This is a genomic window from Stenotrophomonas sp., from assembly GCF_050737575.1.
In the GTDB taxonomy this organism is placed as follows: Bacteria; Pseudomonadota; Gammaproteobacteria; order Xanthomonadales; family Xanthomonadaceae; genus Stenotrophomonas.
Genome location: NZ_JBOHXW010000001.1, coordinates 401,890 through 421,025, shown reverse-complemented (window position 1 = coordinate 421,025; position 19,136 = coordinate 401,890). Strand labels below are relative to the sequence as shown.

Here is a 19,136-nt window from a genome sequence, read left to right as displayed (position 1 = left end):
GGTATCCCGTCCGCATCGTTGAAAGGCTCCCGCCGAAGCGGGAGCCGCGTTCATCACAGGTCGAACTTGATGCCCTGGGCCAGCGGCAGCGAATCGGAGTAGTTGATGGTGTTGGTCTGGCGACGCATGTACACCTTCCACGCATCCGAACCGGACTCACGACCGCCGCCGGTGTCCTTCTCGCCACCGAAAGCGCCACCAATTTCCGCACCGGACGTACCGATGTTGATGTTGGCGATGCCGCAGTCGCTGCCGGCAGCCGACAGGAACTTCTCGGCGGTCTTCAGGTTCTCGGTGAAGATCGAGGACGACAGCCCCTGCGGCACGCCGTTCTGCATGTCGATGGCTTCATCCAGGGTGCTGTACTTCATCACGTACAGGATCGGCGCGAAGGTTTCGTGCTGGACGATTTCATCGCTGTTCTTCAGGCCGGTGACAATCGCCGGCAGCACGAAGTTGCCCGCGCGGTCGATGGCGGTGCCGCCGGTTTCGACGGTGCCGCCGGCCGCCTTGGCCTTGGCGATGGAACCGAGGAACTGTTGCACGGCTTCCGGGCTGTTCAACGGGCCCATCAGGTTGGCGGCATCGGTCGGGTCGCCGATCTTGCCTTCGACCTGCTTGTACGCCTTGACCAGCGTGGCCAGCACGTTGTCGTAGATGGATTCATGCACGATCAAGCGGCGCGTGGTGGTGCAGCGCTGGCCGGCAGTGCCGACGGCGCCGAACACGATGCCCGGCACGGCCAGCTTCTGGTCGGCGGTCTCGTCCATGATGATGGCGTTGTTGCCGCCCAGTTCCAGCAGGCAACGGCCCAGACGCTGAGCGACCTTCTGGTTGACGGTGCGGCCGACCTGGGTCGAACCGGTGAACGAGATCAGCGGCACGCGGCGGTCTTCGACCATCTTTTCCGACAGCGCGGTGCCGGCATCGTTGATCAGGAAGAACAGGTTCGGGAAACCGCCGTCCTTGAGTGCGTTATTGCAGATTTTCATCGTGGCAATGGCGGTCAGCGGCGTCTTGTTGGACGGCTTCCAGATGCAGATGTCGCCACAGATGGCGGCCAGGAATGCATTCCAGCTCCACACCGCAACCGGGAAGTTGAAGGCCGAGATGATGCCGACCAGGCCCAGCGGGTGGTACTGCTCGTACATGCGGTGGCCCGGGCGCTCGGAGTGCATGGTGTAGCCGTACAGCATGCGGCTCTGGCCCAGTGCGAAGTCGGCGATGTCGATCATCTCCTGCACTTCGCCGTCGCCTTCCGGCTTGGACTTGCCCATTTCCAGCGCCACCAGCGAACCCAGCGCATCTTTGTGCTTGCGCAGTGCTTCGCCGCACAGGCGTACGGCTTCGCCGCGACGCGGGGCGGGCGTCGTGCGCCACACCTTGTAGGCTTCCTGCGCACGGGCGATCACGGTTTCGTAATCAGCCTCGGTCGTGGCTTGAACTTCTGCGATCACCTCGCCGGTGGTCGGGTTCTGCGGCTTGAGGACGCCCGCGCCCGTGGCGGCCGACCATTCCCCATTACCCAGATAGGTGCCAGCGTTGGTGGCATCCAGAGCCAAAGCCTTGAGTAGCTCGGAAGACATGCAAACTCCTGTTTCTAAACGTTATTTTGGCGCCGTCGTGGGTGCAGTGGGGGCGACGGGGTGAGCGCCACATAGTATCAGAGTGAACCGATGGCCCTACGCTGGCGCGTCTGGCTGAAATGGCCGCGGCCCGCTGGCTTGCATTGATCAGTTGCGCGCCTGCTGCGTCGCGGCGCGAAGTGCTGTCGCTCGGCGCCGATTTCGGCGATATTCGCCCACCTTGGCGGGGGCTTCCCCTGATGTTGAACAGGACGAACAAATGAACGTAACGATTTCCGATGGCGTTGTGGTTGGCAACAAGCTGCCCTTCGTGCTCTTTGGTGGACTCAACGTGCTGGAGGACCTGGACTCCACGCTGTACGCCGCTGAACGTTATGTGGAGGTCACCCGCAAGTTGGGGATTCCTTATGTGTTCAAGGCGTCCTTCGACAAGGCCAACCGTTCGTCGATCACTTCGTTCCGTGGCGTTGGTATGGAAGAAGGCTTGCGCATCTTCGAGCAGGTGAAGCAGCGCTTCGGCGTGCCAGTGATCACCGACGTGCACGAAGTTGCGCAGGCCGGACCTGTGGCGGAAGTGGTGGACGTGCTGCAGATTCCGGCCTTCCTCGCACGGCAGACCGACCTGGTCACCGCCATCGCCCGCACCGGTCGCGCGGTCAACGTAAAGAAGCCGCAGTTCCTCAGCCCCACCCAGATCAAGCACATCACCAGCAAGATCCGCGAGGCGGGCAACGAACGCATTATTTTGTGTGAGCGTGGCGCGCAGTTCGGCTACGACAATCTGGTGGTCGACATGCTCGGCTTCCGCGAAATGATTGAAGCCACCGGCGGCCTGCCGGCGATCTTCGACGTCACCCACAGCTTGCAGCGTCGCGACGCGGGCAGTGAGGCATCGGGCGGTCGCCGTCGTCAGGTGGTCGAGCTGGCACGTGCCGGCATGGCGGTCGGTATCGCCGGTCTGTTCCTGGAAGCCCATCCGGACCCGGATAACGCCCGCTGCGATGGCCCCAGCGCTTTGCCGCTCGATGTGCTGGAGCCGTTCCTGGCGCAGATCAAGGCGCTGGATGAGCTGGTGAAGTCGTTCCCGGTGCTGGATATCGCCTGAGTTCGGGCGATGTAGAACGCGCGACCGGTGTGTCAGTGCGACCGCCGGTTAGTGTGGTTCTTGAGCGGAATCGTCGTTCGTATGCGCAAGGCAGCGGACGTGGAGTGCAACTTCAATCAATGCATTGAATGCAGCTCAAACAGAAACAGCGCTGCCGTAGTTATGGCAGCGCTGTTTCTTTATCGAACATCCGTGACGCCAGATCAGGCGTGACTCGGAAACCAGCTCGGCGGATCGCGATGCCAGCGCCAGGCGCTCTCGACGATCGGCGCCAGTTCGGTCCAGCGCGGCTGCCAACCCAGTAGCTCGCGCGCCTTCTGGCTCGATGCCACCAGGGTTGCCGGATCACCCTCACGACGCGGTGCGACTTCATACGGAATCGCGTGACCGGAGATCGCACGCGCGCAGTCGATCACTTCGCGCACGGAGAAGCCCCGGCCATTGCCGAGGTTGAAGGCATGCGCGCCCTCGTTGCTTTCCATGTACGCGAGTGCGAGTGCATGCGCCTGCGCCAGATCCTGCACATGCACGTAATCGCGCACGCAGGTGCCATCGGTGGTCGGGTAGTCATCGCCGAATACCTTCAGCGCCGGCCCATTGCCAAGCGCGGCACGCAGCACGTTGGGAATCAAATGGGTTTCGCAGGCATGGGCCTCGCCAATGCCGTGATCGGGCAGGGCACCCGCCGCATTGAAGTAGCGAAGCGCGACCGAGCGCAGGCCATAGGCGGTCGCGGCATCGGCCAAGATGCGCTCGGCCATCAACTTGCTGGCGCCGTAAGGATTGATCGGCTGCTTCGGGTGATCCTCATCAATCCGCTCGCTGACCGGATTGCCGAACACCGCAGCAGTCGATGAGAACACGATGCGATCAACGCCGTGCCGGCGCATGGCATCGAGCAGATTCAACGTGCCGGTGACGTTGTTGGCGTAGTACGCATTCGGTTGACTGACCGACTCACCGACCAGCGAGCGGGCGCAGAAGTGCATGACCGCATCGAAGCGGCGGCCCTGGAAGGCGCGATCCAGCGACGCGGAATCCAGCAGATCGGCCTCGACGAACTCGCCCCAACGCACCGCATCGCGATGCCCGGTGGAAAGGTTGTCCAGCACGGTGACGGTGTGGCCGTGTTCGCTCAACCAGTGAGCCATGTGGCTGCCGATGTAGCCGGCGCCGCCGCAGATGAGGATGTTGGATGGCTTTGAGTTCATCAATGAACGTTTCCGGTAGAACGAGTTAGTGCGGGAATGATGTGCAGCGATGGTAACGCTAGCCGTGAATAATTGATCGGTTCCGATATCGGGCGGAGAACCAGCAGCATTCCCGACAACCGATTCCTTTCTCTATTGCACGCTGCGCCATGCATCGCCTGGAGCTAGATCGGAATCATCTGATCTGCGCTGTCGCCATCTTCGGTAGTAGCGGTAGGTCGGATAGCTGGTTGATCCACTTGCCCGCGGAAAATTGGCTCATCCGGCGACGTCGTTCTGGTCGGATAGTGAGATTTCGGTATCTGGTCGACGGACCTCAGCGTGCCGAAAGCATTGGGTGCTTTGATATTGAGCTGGGAATTGTCCTGATTCCTAGTGGTTAATCGTGGCATTTGGGACGTAGCTGACGGTCATAGGTCAGCATGGTCTGAAACTGGTGTTGTGCACTGGTATGCACGGAAAGTAGTTGGTTAAATGCCGCCGATCAATCATGTGATCGTAGTTCTAATTCGACCATTCTGAGCGGAATTTTGTGTCGCAGCTTTTGTGCGGAATATGTCGAGAGGCAGTGCTCTTGTTTCAGGGCTGCCTGAGGTGGCCTTGTCGAAGCGCTGCCGGATTTTCAAGGAGAGTGGCAAGTGACGCATGGAGTTGCAGAAAAGGCACCGGCCAAGTTCGGGTCGACGCGTGTGCGCGTCGAAGGGCGTGTGGCTTTGGATCTCGCGTTGCGTCTCCTTGATGCGACTGCTGTGCTTGCTGTAGCGGTAGTCGCTCACCTTCTGCTCAGTGGGATGCAGGCGCCGAGTTCACTGGCTCGCATGTCATTCGGTGCACTTTTGTTGAACGTGATGGTGTGTTTCACCACGATTCCGGTGTACCGAAGCTGGTGGCTTCGAGGCTTCTTCGCCGATGTCGGATTGCTGCTGTTGGCATGGAGTGTGGCATTTGCTGCATTTGGGCTGTATGCAAGATGGACAGGCATGGGGGGCACGGTTCCCGCTGCATGGCTGGTGCTGTGGTACGTGATTGGCGGTTTGATGCTTACGATTTCCAGGGTTGCCGTGCGCGTGCAACTGCACAGGCTGCGAGCTCGGGGTCTGGATTGTGAGCGTGTGCTGTTGATTGGCCTGCGTGGGCCTGCCTTGAAGTTGCATCGCCTCTTCACCGGAAAGCCGGAAATCGGGAAGAAGGTAATTGGCTACTTCTCCAGTGCCGACGATGTTCCATTGCGAGAAAGTGCGGCGCCACCGCGGTTGGGCTCTCTGGAGAATCTGGCCAGTTACATGGAGGAGCATCGTGGCGCGTTTGACCAAGTGTGGGTGTCATTGCCGTTGAGTGGGACTGCTCCGGTAAAAAGTGTGTTGAAGGTGATCGAGCGCTTTCCCGTCCCCGTGCGGCTGATTCCCGATATCAGCGGCCTTGGCATGCTGAACCCGGGGGTGCACTTTACCGGGGACGTGCCGATGATTGGCATCCGTCAAGGGTTGGCCAAACAGGACTACCGTTTGATCAAGCGGGTTCTCGATCTAGTGGTTGCCGCGGCTGCGCTAACTCTGTTGGCGCCCTTGCTGGCGCTGCTGGCAGTGGCTGTGAAGCTGAGCTCGCCAGGTCCTGCGTTATTCCGGCAACGCCGACACGGCCTTGCCGGAAGGGAGTTCTGGATGCTCAAGTTTCGTTCCATGCGCGTCCATCAGGACGTTCCTGGAAAGATTACTCAAGCATCCAGGAATGACCCGCGTGTTACGCGGCTTGGTGCCTTTTTGCGAAGAACGAGTTTGGATGAGCTGCCGCAGCTATTCAACGTACTTGGCGGAAGCATGTCGGTAGTGGGTCCACGCCCACATGCAGTTCAGCACAACAATCATTATGAGCGTTTGATAGAGCGTTACATGCACCGGCATTACGTCAAACCAGGAATTACTGGCTGGGCACAGGTGCATGGGCTGCGTGGCGAAACTCCGGATATACGGTCGATGAGAAAGCGCGTGCAGTACGACATTGACTACATCCGTCGTTGGAGTCCTGTTTTGGACCTGCGGATCATTCTGCTGACCGCTGTAAAGGTGCTTGGTCAACGGGCAGCGTATTGATGTTGGCAGGACGGTGGAGTGCTCCCGTGCCAGCGGCGTGTGATCGCACTTGGCGCTCGTAGATTTCGCAGAGCTTCTATTGATTTGGATTCGTAGGATTACAGATGTTCAGGAAGGTGTTGCTGGTATGCGTGGGCAACATCTGTCGAAGCCCTGCGGCAGAGGTGATGCTTCGCGCAGCTGTCTCTGGACGCGATCTGGAGGTTGCATCAGCGGGCTTGGCCGCGATGGCTGGCCGCCCAATGGATGCTACCTCTAAGGCGCTGTTGCAGGAGGTTGGCCTAGATGGAAGCGCCCATAAGGCGCGACAGATTGACGATGAGTTATTGCGCTGGGCCGATCTGATCCTGGTGATGGAGCTGAAGCACTTGGATCGGATTGTCGCTGTCGCCCCGCACACGACTGGGAAGGCATTTCTTCTTGGGAAGTGGCAATCGGAGCGAGAAATTCCGGATCCGTATCGGCAGCAGCGTGCGGCTTTTGAGCATGTTCATGGATTGATCGAGGAAGCTGTGGCCGGTTGGTGTCGCTATCTATAAACGCCATTGAGTCCGCGTTTCAATTCGCACTCATGGAAATCGATTTCTGGAAAGAAGAGCAACAGGTTTGATGAAGACGGACATGCGCGAAAGTGCTCAGAGCAATGCCGATGAGATCGATCTTCGTGAGTTGATGGGGGTGCTGCTTGATCACAAGTGGTGGATTGCATCCATCACCGGAGCGTTCGTTCTGGTAGCTGGAATCTATGCGTTGTTGGCTGCTCCGGTCTATCGGGCTGATGCTGTTGTGCAAGTGGAATCCAGAACTCCCGCCGTCTTGGGGGTAACGGATGTTGCCCAGTCATTGGGTCTCGGTAGAGGAGCTGCGGATGCAAATACTGAGATGGCCTTGATCTCATCCCGCAGCGTAATAGGTAGCGCGGTGCGGACGCTGGGGCTCGACATCGAGGTGAGTTCCTCACGTTTTCCAGTATTTGGCGGGCTTCTTGCGAGGCGTGCTGAGGCAAGCCATTCGCAGGCTCTGTCGGATGTCCGCTTTGGATTGAATCAGTTTGGCTGGGGAGGAGAGCGGCTCAGGATCCACCAGATGGACGTGCCCAGTGATCTTCTAGGCGAGAAACTACACCTGGTTGCCGGTGTTGATGGCGACTACGTCCTCTTTGACCGTAAGGGCGAACAGCTGCTGGCGGGGAAGGTGGGGACGCTGGCAACGGGTGCGGGTATGACTATGCAGGTGTCGGAGATGCGAGCGCATCCAGGCATGCGCTTTCAGGTGACTCGGTTGGAGGAGCGTAGTGTTGTCAATCGGTTGCAGAAGGCAGTGGTCGTTACCGAGGCCGGTAAAAATTCCGGAATCCTTCGATTGGCTTATGAAGGGGTAGAGCCGGAATTGGTACGGACAGTTCTTCAGCAGGTTGCTTCAGCATATGTGAGTCAGAACGTGGAGCGGGGTTCCGCCGAGGCATCCGCGCAGTTGAAGTTTGTCAGGGAGCAATTGCCTGTTGTTCGAGTGCAGGTAGAGACGGCGCAGGCTGCACTCAGTGATTACCAGACCAGGGCGAATTCCGTAGATCTGGCGTTGCAGACAAAAGGTCTGCTCGATCAGGAGGTGGCTATCGAGGCTGCTCTTCAGCAATTGCAGTTGCAGCGAGCCGAGATGGAAGGAAAATTCACGCGAGATCATCCTGCTTACCGGACATTGCTACGCCAAGTGGGCGATCTGGAAGAGCGGAGGCGCGGCTTCGCTGGACAAGTCAGACGATTGCCGGAAGCGCAGCAGGAGTTGTTGCGGCTGACGCGTGACTTGAAGGTGGCGAACGAAATGTACACAGCGATGCTAAATCAGGTCCAACAGCTTGATGTGGCCCGTGCGGGTTCCGTAGGAAATGTCCGCATCGTGGATGCGGCCGAGGTGGACAAATCCACTCCGGTTGCGCCACGTAGATTGCTGATAGTCGCGATCGGAATGATGACAGGATTGTTCCTGTCTATCGGCCTGGTTTTGCTCCGGAAGCTGATGAGTCGCGGTATCGAAGATCCCGCGCAGATCGAGGCGCTGGGTATGTCGGTTTACGCCGCCATCCCGCTTAGTGTTCAGCAGCAGAGCGAGTTGTCGATCCAACCGAGTGGCGTTGTCGAAGCCAAGCTGCTTGCGTTGATCAACCCCGCTGACCTGGCCGTTGAAGCGATACGGAGTCTGCGGACGAGCCTGCACTTCGCTAGGTTGGAATCCAAGAACAATGTGGTTGTGATCTCAGGAGCCACTCCTGGAGCGGGTAAAACATTTGTCTCTTCGAATCTGGCCGGAGTGGTCGCGCAGGCTGGGCAACGAGTGTTGATCATTGATGCTGATATGCGCAAAGGCGTGCTTCACAAAATATTCGGCACGAAGCAGGGGCCGGGGCTGTCAGAACTTCTGGCGGGTAGCGCTGTGCTTGAGCGCGTTGTTCATACGGTTCCTGGCCTTGAAACCCTGAGCTTTATCTCGCGGGGAGCCATTCCGCCAAATCCATCGGAACTATTGATGCATCGAAACTTCACCGATCTGCTGACAGAAGTAGGAGAGCGGTTCGATCTGATCATCATCGATACACCTCCGATTCTGGCTGTCACAGATGCGGCGATCGTCGGCAGTCATGCTGGTATCTGCTTGCTCGTGGCGCGCTGTGGATTGAATCAGCGCAGGGAATTGGAGTCAGCTCGCAATCGATTCGAGCAAAACAAGGTTCAGTTGAAGGGGGTGGTCTTCAATGCGGTCAAGCGGAAGGCAACCGATTCCTACGGCTATGGCTACTACGAGTACAGCTCAACCGCTTCCTGAGATCGGAAAAGCGGTTAGTTATCATGAATCATTCAATCAAAAACATCTCGGTCGTCTGTCTTTTTGTGATCGGAGGGGCAGGCTTGGCCTTCCTTACCCAAGTGCTGACCGCCCGCGTGCTTGGGCCGCATGAGTACGGGATATTCGTCGCTGCGTTCACCGCAATCAATATAATTTCGCCGTTGGCCGGCTTTGGTTTGCAAGGATTCTGGCTGAAAGTGTTCGGTTGTGAGGGCTGGCAGGCCATGCGCTGGATACGGCCAACTTTTCTATTCTGTGTGACCAGTACATTGACGACCATGCTGGGCGTTGCGATATGGGCCGTGATCAGCATGGGCATCGAGGATCCGGTTGCCGGATGTATCTTGATTCTCTCTATCACCTTGTTGTCGACTGCAAGTGCGGAGATTGTGGCAACTCGCTTTCTGCTGGAAGAGAGAGCGGTGCCGCTGATGTCATGGCAGATCATGCCGCAGGTGATGCGTTTTCTGCTGGTAGTGTGGGTGCTGATGACGGCCCGCTTGTCCGATGCGATGACGTTTGCCTGGATGTATGCGGTGGTAGGTGGTGTTCTGGCGATTGCGGGCATTCCTCATATAGTCAGCGTGGCATCCGGCGGAATGAACATTGTCGGGCACAGAAATACCGCAACAGGCGTGGCTGTTACGCCGCCAACTGTATCGGAAGTTGCATCAGGGGCTTGGGCTTTTGGTCTGGGCAATTTCTTTTTTCTGATCTACTTCCAGAGCGCCATCATCTTTGTCAGCCACTATCTGGGGCCTGAAGCGACCGCCGGCTTGGGCGTGGCGGTCAGTCTGCTGGCTGCGCTGTACCTGCTGCCGACAGCCATTTACCAGAAGCTGCTGATGCCTCGGTTTCATCGGTGGGCGTATCAGAGCCCCGATGCGCTCCGGGCTGCTTATCGGGATGGAAACCGATACATGCTGGGGCTGGGGATAGTGGCGGCTATTGCAGTCGCGGTGTCGGCACCGTACTTGGTCCCCTTGCTGTTCGGCTCGGAGTATTCAATGGCCGCAAAAATACTTGCTTGGCTAGCGCCCTGTATTCCAATGCGGCTGGTGTCTACCAGTGCGGGAGCCATTCTCAGTACGGGTGATCGCATGCGGTCGAAGATTCGCATCATGGCGATCGTCGCAGGTGTCAATCTGCTGTTGAATTATCTGCTGATAGGTATCGCTGGAATCAATGGGGCCATCCTCGCCGCAGTTGTGACCGAAGCCCTGCTCGTGGGGCTATATATACGAGCTGCGAACCGATTCCTTTGTCACGGTTTTCAGGCATGAAAGGGCGCATTTCGCTGGGAGATGTCGTCAAGGGTGGCTACTGCGTAGGCTGTGGTGGCTGTGCGTCTGCGGAATCGGGCGTCAGAATGCGCGTCAATGATCTCGGAATGCCTGAACCGGTCCATCCACAACTGGATGAGCTCGCTGCGGATACCTGTCCATTCGGCGATGGCCAGAATGAAGACCAGATTGCAGCTCCACTCTTCGGCGGTTTGCAGGGCATCAGGCATCATCCATCAACCGGATTCTATTTGACCTTACATGCAGGTCATGCTGTGAGAGGCCCTCATCGTGCCACCGGGAGTTCGGGTGGATTGACGACGTGGGTGCTGGAGGAGCTGCTCCGATGTGGTGAGGTGGATGCGGTCATCCACGTGGGGCGTGGCCCCGGTGAAGGACTCTTTGAGTACCTGATTTCAGACACGATCGAGGAACTGCGATCGCGTGTGAAGTCGATCTACTACCCTACTGGAGTTCACGATGTTCTCGATCAGGTGCGTCGGGGGAGTGGGCGTAGCTTTGCAATCACCGGAGTTCCTTGTCACATCAAGGCCCTGCGTCAAGCCGTGGCGTCAGACCCGCTTTTGCACGGGAAGATCAAATACTTTGTTGGAATATTCTGCGGCCATATGAAGTCGCGAGGCTTTGCGGAATCGCTTGCTTGGCAGTTGGGTGTCGAGCCGAAGCAGCTGGTTGATGTCGATTTTCGTGTCAAGGACAAACTGCGGCCTGCCAATGACTATTCCATAGAAGTGCGCTCGCATGATCGAACAGAGCAAGTCGAAAATTTTCGCCTCTACGGCTCTGATTGGGGGCTGGGGTTGTTTAAGCCGCTGGCATGCGACTTCTGTGACGATGTTGCTTGCGAAACTGCGGACGTAGTTCTGGGCGATGCATGGTTGCCGGAGTATGTGATGAACAGCCTCGGGACCAACGTGGTGATCGTTCGCAATCCAGTCATCCGGGGATTGTTGATCGATGCGTATGAGCGTGGAGATGTTGCACTTGATGCAATTGAGCCCGCGCGGATTCACCAATCGCAAGCGGCCACTTTCCGCCATCGGGGGGAGGGGTTGCGGGCACGCTTGGCCTATATGGACACGCGTGGAATCTGGCGTCCGCACAAACGTGTGCCGCCCTCTGAGGGTGGCTTGACGTCGTTGCAGGCGCGTCGGTACATCACGCGTATGCGGCTATCACAAGCCTCGCACGGCGCGTTGCTAGTCGCGAAACGACGAGGAGGACTGGCCTGGTACTTCTTGAGGCTTCTGCCATACGACGTGCTCTACAACCATCAAAGTCGTCAACTGCTACGCAGGACGTATCGAACACTGAGGGCAGTGCTCCACGCGCTTGTCCTCCGGCCATGGGGAAGAAGGTCATGATGCAACGAGTTGGGCTGCTGACGCTGCCTCTGCACTCCAATTATGGAGGCATCATCCAGGCCGCAGCGCTGTATGCGTTACTGCAGGAGTTCGGACATCATCCGGTACTTCTGCGTAAAGCGCACAACAGGGTGTGGTGGAAGCGAGCGATTGTCGAGGTTCTTAAGTGGTTGCCGGGCCAGAATCTGGCGAACTTCCGGAATCAGCACCTCAAGCTGCAGCGGCATGCGAAATTCATTGATGAATTCCTGCCCGGGAAGTCTCGTCTCTGTTATTCGGATTTGGAGCTAAAGGCAGAATGTGATCGTCTTGGTGTGGATACTGTTGTAGTTGGAAGCGACCAGGTCTGGCGCCTTGATTACATCGATGATGGCTTCTATGACAGCTACTTCCTTTCGTTTCTTGAGGGTTCGATGGTTCGACGCATTTCATATGCGGCGTCTTTTGGTACCGATCGCTGGACGGATGAGTACAAGGTAGCTGCTGTATCGCGCCTGCTATCAGGTTTCAGCGCAGTATCGGTTCGTGAAGATAGTGGTATCGCTCTGTGCGCCGAGTACTTCGGCTGCGAGGGTGTAGCTCATGTGCTTGATCCCACATTGTTGATAGACCGTAGCTTTCATGAGTCGGTGGTCGCGGCGTTGGCAACGGGCCGCGCGGAACGTGGCTTGTATGCCTACGTGTTGGATGGTTCTGCGGCGACGCTTGCCGTCGTGGAAGCGGTGCAACGATCCGAACGGCTGTCGAAGGTGATCGTTGCCGCGCCAGAAGTAGATCTGGCTGGTTACGTGAATATGGGGGAGTGGTTGTGCCGCTTTCGTGATGCAGAATTCGTGGTAACTGATTCCTATCATGGAATGATCTTCTCAATTGTTTTTGAGAAGCAGTTCGTTGCAGTCGGCAATATTGTTCGCGGATTGACGCGCTTCAAATCACTATTGACGTTGCTTGGTTTGCAGGACCGTTTGATTGAGGCCGTCGAGGGCGAGGTGCATTATCCCAGCGGGGTGATCGATTACGTTGTCGTGAATCAACGCCTCGCGGAGCTGAGAAGGGATTCGCGCGACTTCTTGGCTGCTGCCCTTGCGCGAGGAGCTTCAGTATGATTCCTAGAGTTATTCATTATTGCTGGTTCGGTGGCAGGGAGTTGCCGCCGCTGTATCAGCGATGTGTGGACAGTTGGCTCGAGAAGCTGCCGGGCTATCGCCTCGTGCGATGGGATGAATCGAATTCGAGACTCGATACCCCATTTCTCAGGCATTGTCTGAAGAAGGGGCAGTGGGCCTTTCTATCGGATTACATCCGGCTTCGCGCCATCAGTGAAGAGGGGGGGGTGTACTTGGATGCCGATATCGAGGTGGTTAAGTCATTCGACCCGCTGTTGGATAATGCCTGCTTCTTGGGGAGGGAGGCGCCTGGTCGGCCTACCACCGGTGTGATTGGTTCTGTTCCAGGGCATTGGTTTCCCCGCGCATGCATGAATTATATCGACGATAGATTCTCTGCACGAAAGTCATATCTCATTGCACCAGAGGTGGCCATGGCCTGCATTGCAGCCGGCGATCCGGACACGATCTCCGTCCTGTCCGAAGAGCACTTTTATCCATACAACCCATATGACGCTTCGCGACCTGTAAAGGAGCTGATGCTCAGTAGTATCACGCGGGACACGTACGCAATCCATCATTGGGGAAAGTCCTGGCGGCAGAGTCTCGTATCCCGTGCATTGAAGAAGCTCGGGTTGTGAGTGCGGAGCGGGAAAGTGCAGCGGGACGGTTGCAACAACTCGTTGGTCTTTTATCCAAGCCAATGCCTGATTGGCGTGATTTCAGCGTGGAGCTGAATGAGGCGCTACTGGTTACGTTCGTCAATCCGTATTCAGTGCGGGTGATGATGGATTGTCCAGAGTATTTTGAGGCACTGAGTGCATTCGATGTAGTGTTTCCCGATGGCGAGCTGTTGGCGTCAAGTGCTGCGCGACAGCTGGGGCGGTCAGTGCCTCGGCAGTCGTTCGATGGCAACTCGTTGGCCCCGCAGGTGCTCTCGTTCTGTCGAGAGCATCGTCTGCGGGTTGCCTTGATTGGCGGTATGACTGGGGTCGCGGAAACCGCGGCATCACTGTTTCGTGAAGTGTTCGATGTGGATGTAGTGATGGTTCGCTCTGGTTTCTTTGAAAGTTCGACACAGTTGCGAGATTGTTATCAATGTGTGGATGAAAAACAGATCGACGTGGTTATTTGCGGTATGGGAGCGCCTAGGCAAGATCAGTTTCTTCTCGGCCTGAAGGCGTCAGGCTGGAAAGGGTTGGGTTTTACATGCGGGGGCTATCTTGACCAAGCCTCGGTATCCGGGGTCACATATTATCCCGATTGGATCAATCGGCTGAATCTGCGCGCGCCCTATCGCTTGCTCCGAGAGCCGCGCCGCCTGTGGCGCCGCTATCTGGTTGATTACCAGCACTTTTTCTTCGCTGACGCTCAGATTCGCTGGAAAGCGATTAAGAATCCACCTGGAAACGGGTCATGAGCCTACTCTCGATCATCGTACCCGTTTATAACGGAAGCTCGCATCTGTCGTCGTTCCTGGCATCGGTGCGGCCGTTGCTGGATGTCGAAGGTGTGGATCTGGTACTGGTGAATGATGGGTCAACCGACGACACAGGCGGTTCATTGGACAGCTTCGCTGCACAGTTTTCGTCCGTCAAAGTGTTGCATCTAGAGAATGGTGGACAGGGGCGTGCGAAGAATCTCGGTGCTCGGGAGGCAGGTGGGCGCTATCTGTGGTTTGTTGACGTGGACGACATGGTGATGGTTGAGCGGCCATCTGATTTTATTTCGCAGTTCTCTCCCGGTAATTTTGATCTGCTCCTGACTGGATTTGAGAGCTATGACGTTGATGCGGAGTGCTCTCTGGGTACCGTTAGGCCGCCGTTTGAGAGTGGCCCTGTTGAGGTCAATTCGATAACTCGCTTTGATGTTCTCGGTCACAGTGCCTGGAATAAGATCATTCGACGGGAAATTTTCTTTAAGCCGAATCTTCAATTTTTGGAAGGCAGGATTCATGAGGATCTGGCGGTGGTTCCCTTATGGTTGCTTGGCTCAACGAGAATCAGCGTGGATAAGTTGGTGCGATATCGGTATGGCGTTCGTGCAGTGTCAAGTATCCATGGGAATTACACCCGCTTCGGCGACCAGCTCGTTGCGTTGACTCATCTGTTGCGTTTTTCAAAGGGTGAAGAGGCGCGCGTGGGGCCATCGATCATCAAGGAACTCTTCTTCTATTCGTTGCCGAAGTTTGCTGCAGGGCTTTGGAGTGGATGTAGTCTGCTGACTTATCGGGATTGCTACTCCGATGCCTGTCAATTTTTTAGCGAAATTCCGTCCGATCGCAGGATGCTAATGGGAAGGAGTCTTTCGCTTAGCCAGCGCCTTTATGTTTTGATAGCTTTCCGAGCCGGATGGGGTGTGCCTATTGTTATGGCGGTGGTAAAGAGCTTTCGGGGTGGTGTTGCGAGATTGTTAAGTAAGGTGCTGCGAGGAAGGAAGGTGTTCTTGAGCGGTCATGGATTCAGTGGCTGGAAGTTCTGGTAGAAATTCGATGCGCTTATCGATAGCCGAATTGGCGGACAAGTTGTACTTCTATTCCTTCTTGCTTGTAGGGTTGGTCGGGCTTTTGAGTCCGTTCGAGTACAACGTGCTTCCCGCGAATGCCATCTTCGAGATGGTGCTTCTGATGTGTGCCCTGTTGGTATTTAGAATTCCGAAGCGCCCCCTCATCGGATTCTTCGCTGCTGCGATCCTCTATGTGGGTATTTCGTATGCTTTGATGACGTTTTCGATGCCTGCCGGTTTTCTGGATTTCGCGCAAGCATACAAGGCATTTTTTTACATTGTTCCCTTGTGCGTGTTCTTCAGGAGGAACGTATTTTCGAGAGAAAGGGCGGTTAGGCTCGTCAAATTGTTGCTTGTCATCATGTTCTTGAAGTATGCCTATTCCGCGCTTCTTGATCTTACGCCGCGAATGGGGTCTCGGCCGGGGTTGTACGTGGAAAATAACTTCGAGATCATTTTTCTCGTAATCGTATTTTATGTATTGAGGGATGATCTTGGGCCAAAATGGGCTGTTTGGTTCGGCGTGCTGGCTGCAGTTATTGGTCTTTCGGGCTCGCGAAGCTCGATGCTTGCACTGCTGATGCTCTACTGTGGCATTTTTCTCAATCGGCTTACGCTTCGAACCTTCTTTCATGTGGCCGGACTTGCAGTGCTGGCGCTGGTCGCGGCTTCGATTTTCGCCTTTCGATCAGATGGCGGGGGAGTGGAGTCGATAGATCGGTACAACTTCATGATGGTATTTGCGAGCGAGGTTGAATATTGGCCCGCTTGGAAGTTTCTCTTCGGCAGTGCCCCTTTAACGCCGCTTTCCAGTTACGCCTGCAGTAGCTTGGTCTATTACCAGGAGCTTTTCAGTTTCACAGGCGATGGGCGCTGTTATTCAGTCATTCTCCATTCCTACTTCCTTCGTGCCATTTTCGATCATGGAGTCTTGGGGCTTCTCTTTCTGCTGGGGTTCCTGGCCCGGGCTCTTCGCGGGAGCGGTTACTCTACTATCGAGGTGTTGGTGTTTTTGGGGATCATTTGTAGTTCGGCACTTTCTGTTTCGGCAATGAACAGCGTCTTCGTCAGTTTGGCAATCGCTTTGGCGCTGGGGGTGCGAAGGCGCAAGGACCCACCAAGAATCTGCTCAAGCGTTAATTTTTCCAGAAGAGACACTGATGAGCGAGGTGATCGAAGAGGAGATCAAGAGCTGGACGGCCCGGCATAAGGCGACGCTGTTCTTTGAGGTCATGCAGGGCGAGTAACGATTGCTATTGTTCACTACCATTTCGATCTGACCTCGCGGGAGATCTAGAGTTGGGTCGGGGATGGAAAGCGTGCAACATGCAGGCCAAGGTTGAAGACGTACGTGGCCAGTACCCACGTGAACCAGGATTCCAACAAAACTAGAAGCCGAATTTTCCGTGCCGAAGTACAGGAGGGGGCTTCCGGTACTACGGATATTCCAGGTCAAAAGCTGGCAGGTCCGTAAGTAGGCTTTTGGGGACGGGCAGGGTGCCAAGCCTAAAGGATCCCGAGTCGAACTTTCGGATCAGCACTGGGCCGCGGCTATGTGCCGTGGATGGGGCGGAAAAGACGGCTGGCTTAGTGTCGCGAAGCGTGGGAACTTGTCCTGCGGTGGCTAGCCCCACACAACCTTGGCCGGTCTGAATCAGGTCTTTAGCGTATGCCACAGGCCGTGCTCGAGCGTTCTCTGCGACACCCGGAGAGGTGATTGGAAGTGGGGCGCCTTCCTCAACGACTCCGATACCAGATGTTTGGGATGCTGATCGCGGAAGCAGACTATGTCGCTGCATTAACTATAGGACTTGAGCGGAGACCGCTGGGCCATCACACACGCTCGCATAGGGGGCCAGCGTCACCTCGCTCTTTGTGAGTCCCGCTAGAGCTATAGCTAAAGGGTTGTTTCTGTGAGGTTGTGACGGATCGCATCTGTATCCCGCTCCGCTGTCAGCACGAACAGCTCATAACGCCGTGTCAGTCGCGCGCCGCCATCGCGATAGAGCGGATTCCAGTTGAGGTTCGCGCGGGATCGGGTGGAGCGGGGGAGCATCAGGTCGAACGGCACCGAGACGAAAATGCCTTTATCGAAGCTGCCTTCACCGAAGTCTTCCGATGACACGTTGGTCTTGGTCGCATACGCGCCCATGCTGACGCCATTGTTGAACATGCGGGCCACCGACACGGTGGCGCCCCAATCCTTGGCCAGGTAGCGCCCGGCGCTGAGCGTGCCGACCATCTTCTGCTGCGTTCCCCAGCTGTAGTACAGGCTGGCATGGCCGGTGGTGACGCGGTAATCGCGCAGGGAAAAACGCTGGTCAAAGTCGCGTTGTCGAACCTGATTCAGATCCCAACCAAGCGCCCATGATCGGCCGAATGGGCGGTACAGCAGTTCCACGCCAACGCCGGCGTACATGGTCTCCAGCAAGCCGGCATAGGCCATTCCGTAGAGATCGCGCCCCAGTTGAGCGGTGCTGGTCAACTGCAGATTGGGAAGCGTGAGGTCTTCGGTGGTCAGGTACTGACGGATATGCGTGCGTACACGCGGTAGGCGGCTCGGCGCGTCATAGCGGAATTTGTCGTAGTTGTTGTACGCGTTGTAGCTCAGTACGCCGTGCAGCCAGTGGTTCTGCGTGAAGTGTAGATCCGCGGTGTACAGGCCGGTCAGCTGGAACAGGATGAAGCCGTCCGGTCCACCCAGCGTTTGGCGGTAGCCCACATTGAACTCGCCATTGAAATGACGCAGCGGTGCTTCATACACGGTGTGGCGGTACTGATTGGGGGGCGCCCCCAGTTCGATGTTGCGCGCCAACTGCGGCAGCGTTGCGCGGTTGTCCAGATAGGCCGCGAACACGTCGCGCTTGATGCTGGTTTCAACAATGGGCACGCCGGCGCGCGTGTTGCGGACCGTGAGCCAATCAATGTCGTTGGGCAGCGAAGCGTCGAGGACGCGTGCGGTGCGGCCCAGTCCTTGTGCAGGTTGGATATAGCGCTGTTGCTCGCCGGTGACGATCAGCTCCGGTCCTTTTCGGGAAATCCGGGAGACGCGCAGACCTGCATTCTCTTCAAGTTGTTCGGCGATGGTGGGCCAATCAGTTGCCATCTTCCGGGGCGATGCTGCTCCGGCAGCCGCATTGGCGGCACGCTGTGCCCGCGAATTGAACGGTGGCGGATCGAGCGGTTTAGGCGACGGTCGCGCCTGGGCAAGGTTGCCGTGAATGCTGATACCAAACACGGCTTTGTTGCCGCGCTCCCAGCCAGCCAGCAACTGCAGATTCCGGTGCGGCATGTAGGTAGCAGCAACATTGATCGGCGAACGCTGGCGCTGGTGGTTGTACTGCGGCTCGTGCTGGTAATCGTTGCCTTCGTACTCGAGCTTCAGCTGCAGCGGCTTCCAAGGCGTTTGGTAGCTGAGGCCGCCGAACACGCCAATGGGGCCACGGAACATGCCGCTGGTGTTCAAACTGCCGGCAGTGACGGTGCTGTTCTCATAGCCTGGTCGGGTCGCGAATCGGTCATCGATATGTCGCAGCGGGTTGCTGAAATCACCGCGATTGCCGATGTAGCCCGTGGCCAACCCCAGGCTCGCATCCACCGGTCCCCAGCGCTTGTTAGCGACCAGATATTCGCTGGAAAACAGACCCGTGCCGCCGATGTCGCGCATGCCAATGGCGACCTCGGGAATCCAGCGGCTTTCGCGCAGCAGGCGCAGTTTGAAGTCGATGGATTTGTCTTTGTAGTTCTGCGTGCCGCTCAACGACTCCGAGCCGTAACGCCGGTTGGCCACCGAGATGTAGCGGAACGAGCCCTCCAGCCAAGGCATCGGCTGCAAGGTCATGGTGTAGCGGCTGTAGGGCGAGGTGTGGCTTGCGGTGAAGCTCAGTTCACCTTCATCGGCCATGCGCGCGGTAGGTGTCTGCAGCAAGCCAATGCCCCCCCAGTCGCTGGCGGTGGGCATGGGCCCTTCCTGTGCGTGCAGCACGTTGCAGATGCTGAGCGCAAGCAGTGCCAAGCCAGCGCC

The 19,136-nt window shown here is 57.1% G+C and carries 14 protein-coding genes; 11 read left to right on the top strand and 3 right to left on the bottom strand.

Annotated elements, in window-relative coordinates; translation table 11 throughout:
* Positions 1-53: 53 nt before the first annotated feature.
* Entirely contained in the window at positions 54-1,586 is a 1,533-nt protein-coding gene (gene amaB / locus ACREP4_RS01945; protein WP_431594522.1) for an L-piperidine-6-carboxylate dehydrogenase, read from the bottom strand.
* A 259-nt stretch (positions 1,587-1,845) separates the two neighbouring features.
* Here amaB and kdsA point away from each other — a divergent pair, with 259 nt between their 5' ends.
* Positions 1,846-2,691: a 3-deoxy-8-phosphooctulonate synthase gene (gene kdsA, locus ACREP4_RS01940; RefSeq protein ID WP_431594521.1), complete on the top strand. Its 846-nt coding sequence runs from the start codon at positions 1,846-1,848 to the stop codon at positions 2,689-2,691.
* Positions 2,692-2,894: 203 nt separating this feature from the next.
* Here kdsA and galE read toward each other — a convergent pair whose 3' ends face one another.
* Positions 2,895-3,902, bottom strand: coding sequence for a UDP-glucose 4-epimerase GalE (galE, locus tag ACREP4_RS01935; RefSeq protein WP_431594520.1), 1,008 nt, complete (start codon positions 3,900-3,902; stop codon positions 2,895-2,897).
* A gap of 638 nt (positions 3,903-4,540) precedes the next feature.
* Between galE and ACREP4_RS01930 the strand changes: the two genes are divergently transcribed.
* The 10 genes from ACREP4_RS01930 (at position 4,541) to ACREP4_RS01885 (ending at position 16,322) form a co-directional block, all read left to right on the top strand.
* The gene (locus tag ACREP4_RS01930) at positions 4,541-5,992 is read left to right on the top strand and encodes an undecaprenyl-phosphate glucose phosphotransferase (protein WP_431594519.1); all 1,452 of its coding nucleotides are present in this window, start codon (positions 4,541-4,543) and stop codon (positions 5,990-5,992) included.
* Positions 5,993-6,096: 104 nt separating this feature from the next.
* A complete protein-coding gene (locus ACREP4_RS01925) occupies positions 6,097-6,531 on the top strand; it encodes a low molecular weight protein-tyrosine-phosphatase (RefSeq protein WP_431594518.1) in 435 nt (144 codons plus the stop codon).
* Between the two features lie 70 nt (positions 6,532-6,601).
* Positions 6,602-8,812 carry a polysaccharide biosynthesis tyrosine autokinase gene (locus ACREP4_RS01920; RefSeq protein WP_431594517.1) on the top strand — a complete coding sequence of 737 codons (2,211 nt, stop codon included), beginning with the start codon at positions 6,602-6,604 and terminating at the stop codon, positions 8,810-8,812.
* A 23-nt stretch (positions 8,813-8,835) separates the two neighbouring features.
* A complete protein-coding gene (locus tag ACREP4_RS01915; protein ID WP_431594516.1) occupies positions 8,836-10,116 on the top strand; it encodes a polysaccharide biosynthesis C-terminal domain-containing protein in 1,281 nt (426 codons plus the stop codon).
* Positions 10,113-11,501 carry a Coenzyme F420 hydrogenase/dehydrogenase, beta subunit C-terminal domain gene (locus tag ACREP4_RS01910; RefSeq protein ID WP_431594515.1) on the top strand — a complete coding sequence of 463 codons (1,389 nt, stop codon included), beginning with the start codon at positions 10,113-10,115 and terminating at the stop codon, positions 11,499-11,501. Before ACREP4_RS01915 ends, ACREP4_RS01910 begins: the two co-directional genes overlap by 4 nt.
* Entirely contained in the window at positions 11,498-12,607 is a 1,110-nt protein-coding gene (locus ACREP4_RS01905; protein ID WP_431594514.1) for a polysaccharide pyruvyl transferase family protein, read from the top strand. The genes ACREP4_RS01910 and ACREP4_RS01905 overlap by 4 nt, the downstream gene beginning before the upstream one ends.
* Complete coding sequence (locus ACREP4_RS01900; RefSeq protein ID WP_431594513.1) at positions 12,604-13,248, top strand: glycosyltransferase family 32 protein; 645 nt, start codon at positions 12,604-12,606, stop codon at positions 13,246-13,248. Before ACREP4_RS01905 ends, ACREP4_RS01900 begins: the two co-directional genes overlap by 4 nt.
* Positions 13,188-14,027 (top strand): WecB/TagA/CpsF family glycosyltransferase, encoded by an 840-nt coding sequence (locus ACREP4_RS01895; RefSeq protein WP_431594512.1) that lies wholly within the window; start codon positions 13,188-13,190, stop codon positions 14,025-14,027. Before ACREP4_RS01900 ends, ACREP4_RS01895 begins: the two co-directional genes overlap by 61 nt.
* Positions 14,024-15,091: a glycosyltransferase gene (locus ACREP4_RS01890; protein ID WP_431594511.1), complete on the top strand. Its 1,068-nt coding sequence runs from the start codon at positions 14,024-14,026 to the stop codon at positions 15,089-15,091. The genes ACREP4_RS01895 and ACREP4_RS01890 overlap by 4 nt, the downstream gene beginning before the upstream one ends.
* Positions 15,063-16,322: a hypothetical protein gene (locus tag ACREP4_RS01885; RefSeq protein WP_431594510.1), complete on the top strand. Its 1,260-nt coding sequence runs from the start codon at positions 15,063-15,065 to the stop codon at positions 16,320-16,322. Before ACREP4_RS01890 ends, ACREP4_RS01885 begins: the two co-directional genes overlap by 29 nt.
* A gap of 687 nt (positions 16,323-17,009) precedes the next feature.
* Here the strand turns inward: ACREP4_RS01885 and ACREP4_RS01880 are convergent.
* Positions 17,010-19,073, bottom strand: coding sequence for a YjbH domain-containing protein (locus ACREP4_RS01880; RefSeq protein ID WP_431594509.1), 2,064 nt, complete (start codon positions 19,071-19,073; stop codon positions 17,010-17,012).
* Between the last annotated feature and the right edge of the window lie 63 nt (positions 19,074-19,136).

Bases quoted from the DNA above. Each gene is read 5' to 3' on its own strand.
- ACREP4_RS01920 (WP_431594517.1), top strand. From the start codon at position 6,602: ATGAAGACGGACATGCGCGAAAGTGCTCAGAGCAATGCCGATGAGATC.
- ACREP4_RS01880 (WP_431594509.1), bottom strand. From the start codon at position 19,073: ATGCCCACCGCCAGCGACTGGGGGGGCATTGGCTTGCTGCAGACACCT.
- ACREP4_RS01905 (WP_431594514.1), top strand. From the start codon at position 11,498: ATGATGCAACGAGTTGGGCTGCTGACGCTGCCTCTGCACTCCAATTAT.
- ACREP4_RS01885 (WP_431594510.1), top strand. From the start codon at position 15,063: ATGGATTCAGTGGCTGGAAGTTCTGGTAGAAATTCGATGCGCTTATCG.
- ACREP4_RS01900 (WP_431594513.1), top strand. From the start codon at position 12,604: ATGATTCCTAGAGTTATTCATTATTGCTGGTTCGGTGGCAGGGAGTTG.
- galE (WP_431594520.1), bottom strand. From the start codon at position 3,902: ATGAACTCAAAGCCATCCAACATCCTCATCTGCGGCGGCGCCGGCTAC.
- ACREP4_RS01915 (WP_431594516.1), top strand. From the start codon at position 8,836: ATGAATCATTCAATCAAAAACATCTCGGTCGTCTGTCTTTTTGTGATC.
- amaB (WP_431594522.1), bottom strand. From the start codon at position 1,586: ATGTCTTCCGAGCTACTCAAGGCTTTGGCTCTGGATGCCACCAACGCT.
- ACREP4_RS01890 (WP_431594511.1), top strand. From the start codon at position 14,024: ATGAGCCTACTCTCGATCATCGTACCCGTTTATAACGGAAGCTCGCAT.
- ACREP4_RS01925 (WP_431594518.1), top strand. From the start codon at position 6,097: ATGTTCAGGAAGGTGTTGCTGGTATGCGTGGGCAACATCTGTCGAAGC.
- ACREP4_RS01910 (WP_431594515.1), top strand. From the start codon at position 10,113: ATGAAAGGGCGCATTTCGCTGGGAGATGTCGTCAAGGGTGGCTACTGC.
- kdsA (WP_431594521.1), top strand. From the start codon at position 1,846: ATGAACGTAACGATTTCCGATGGCGTTGTGGTTGGCAACAAGCTGCCC.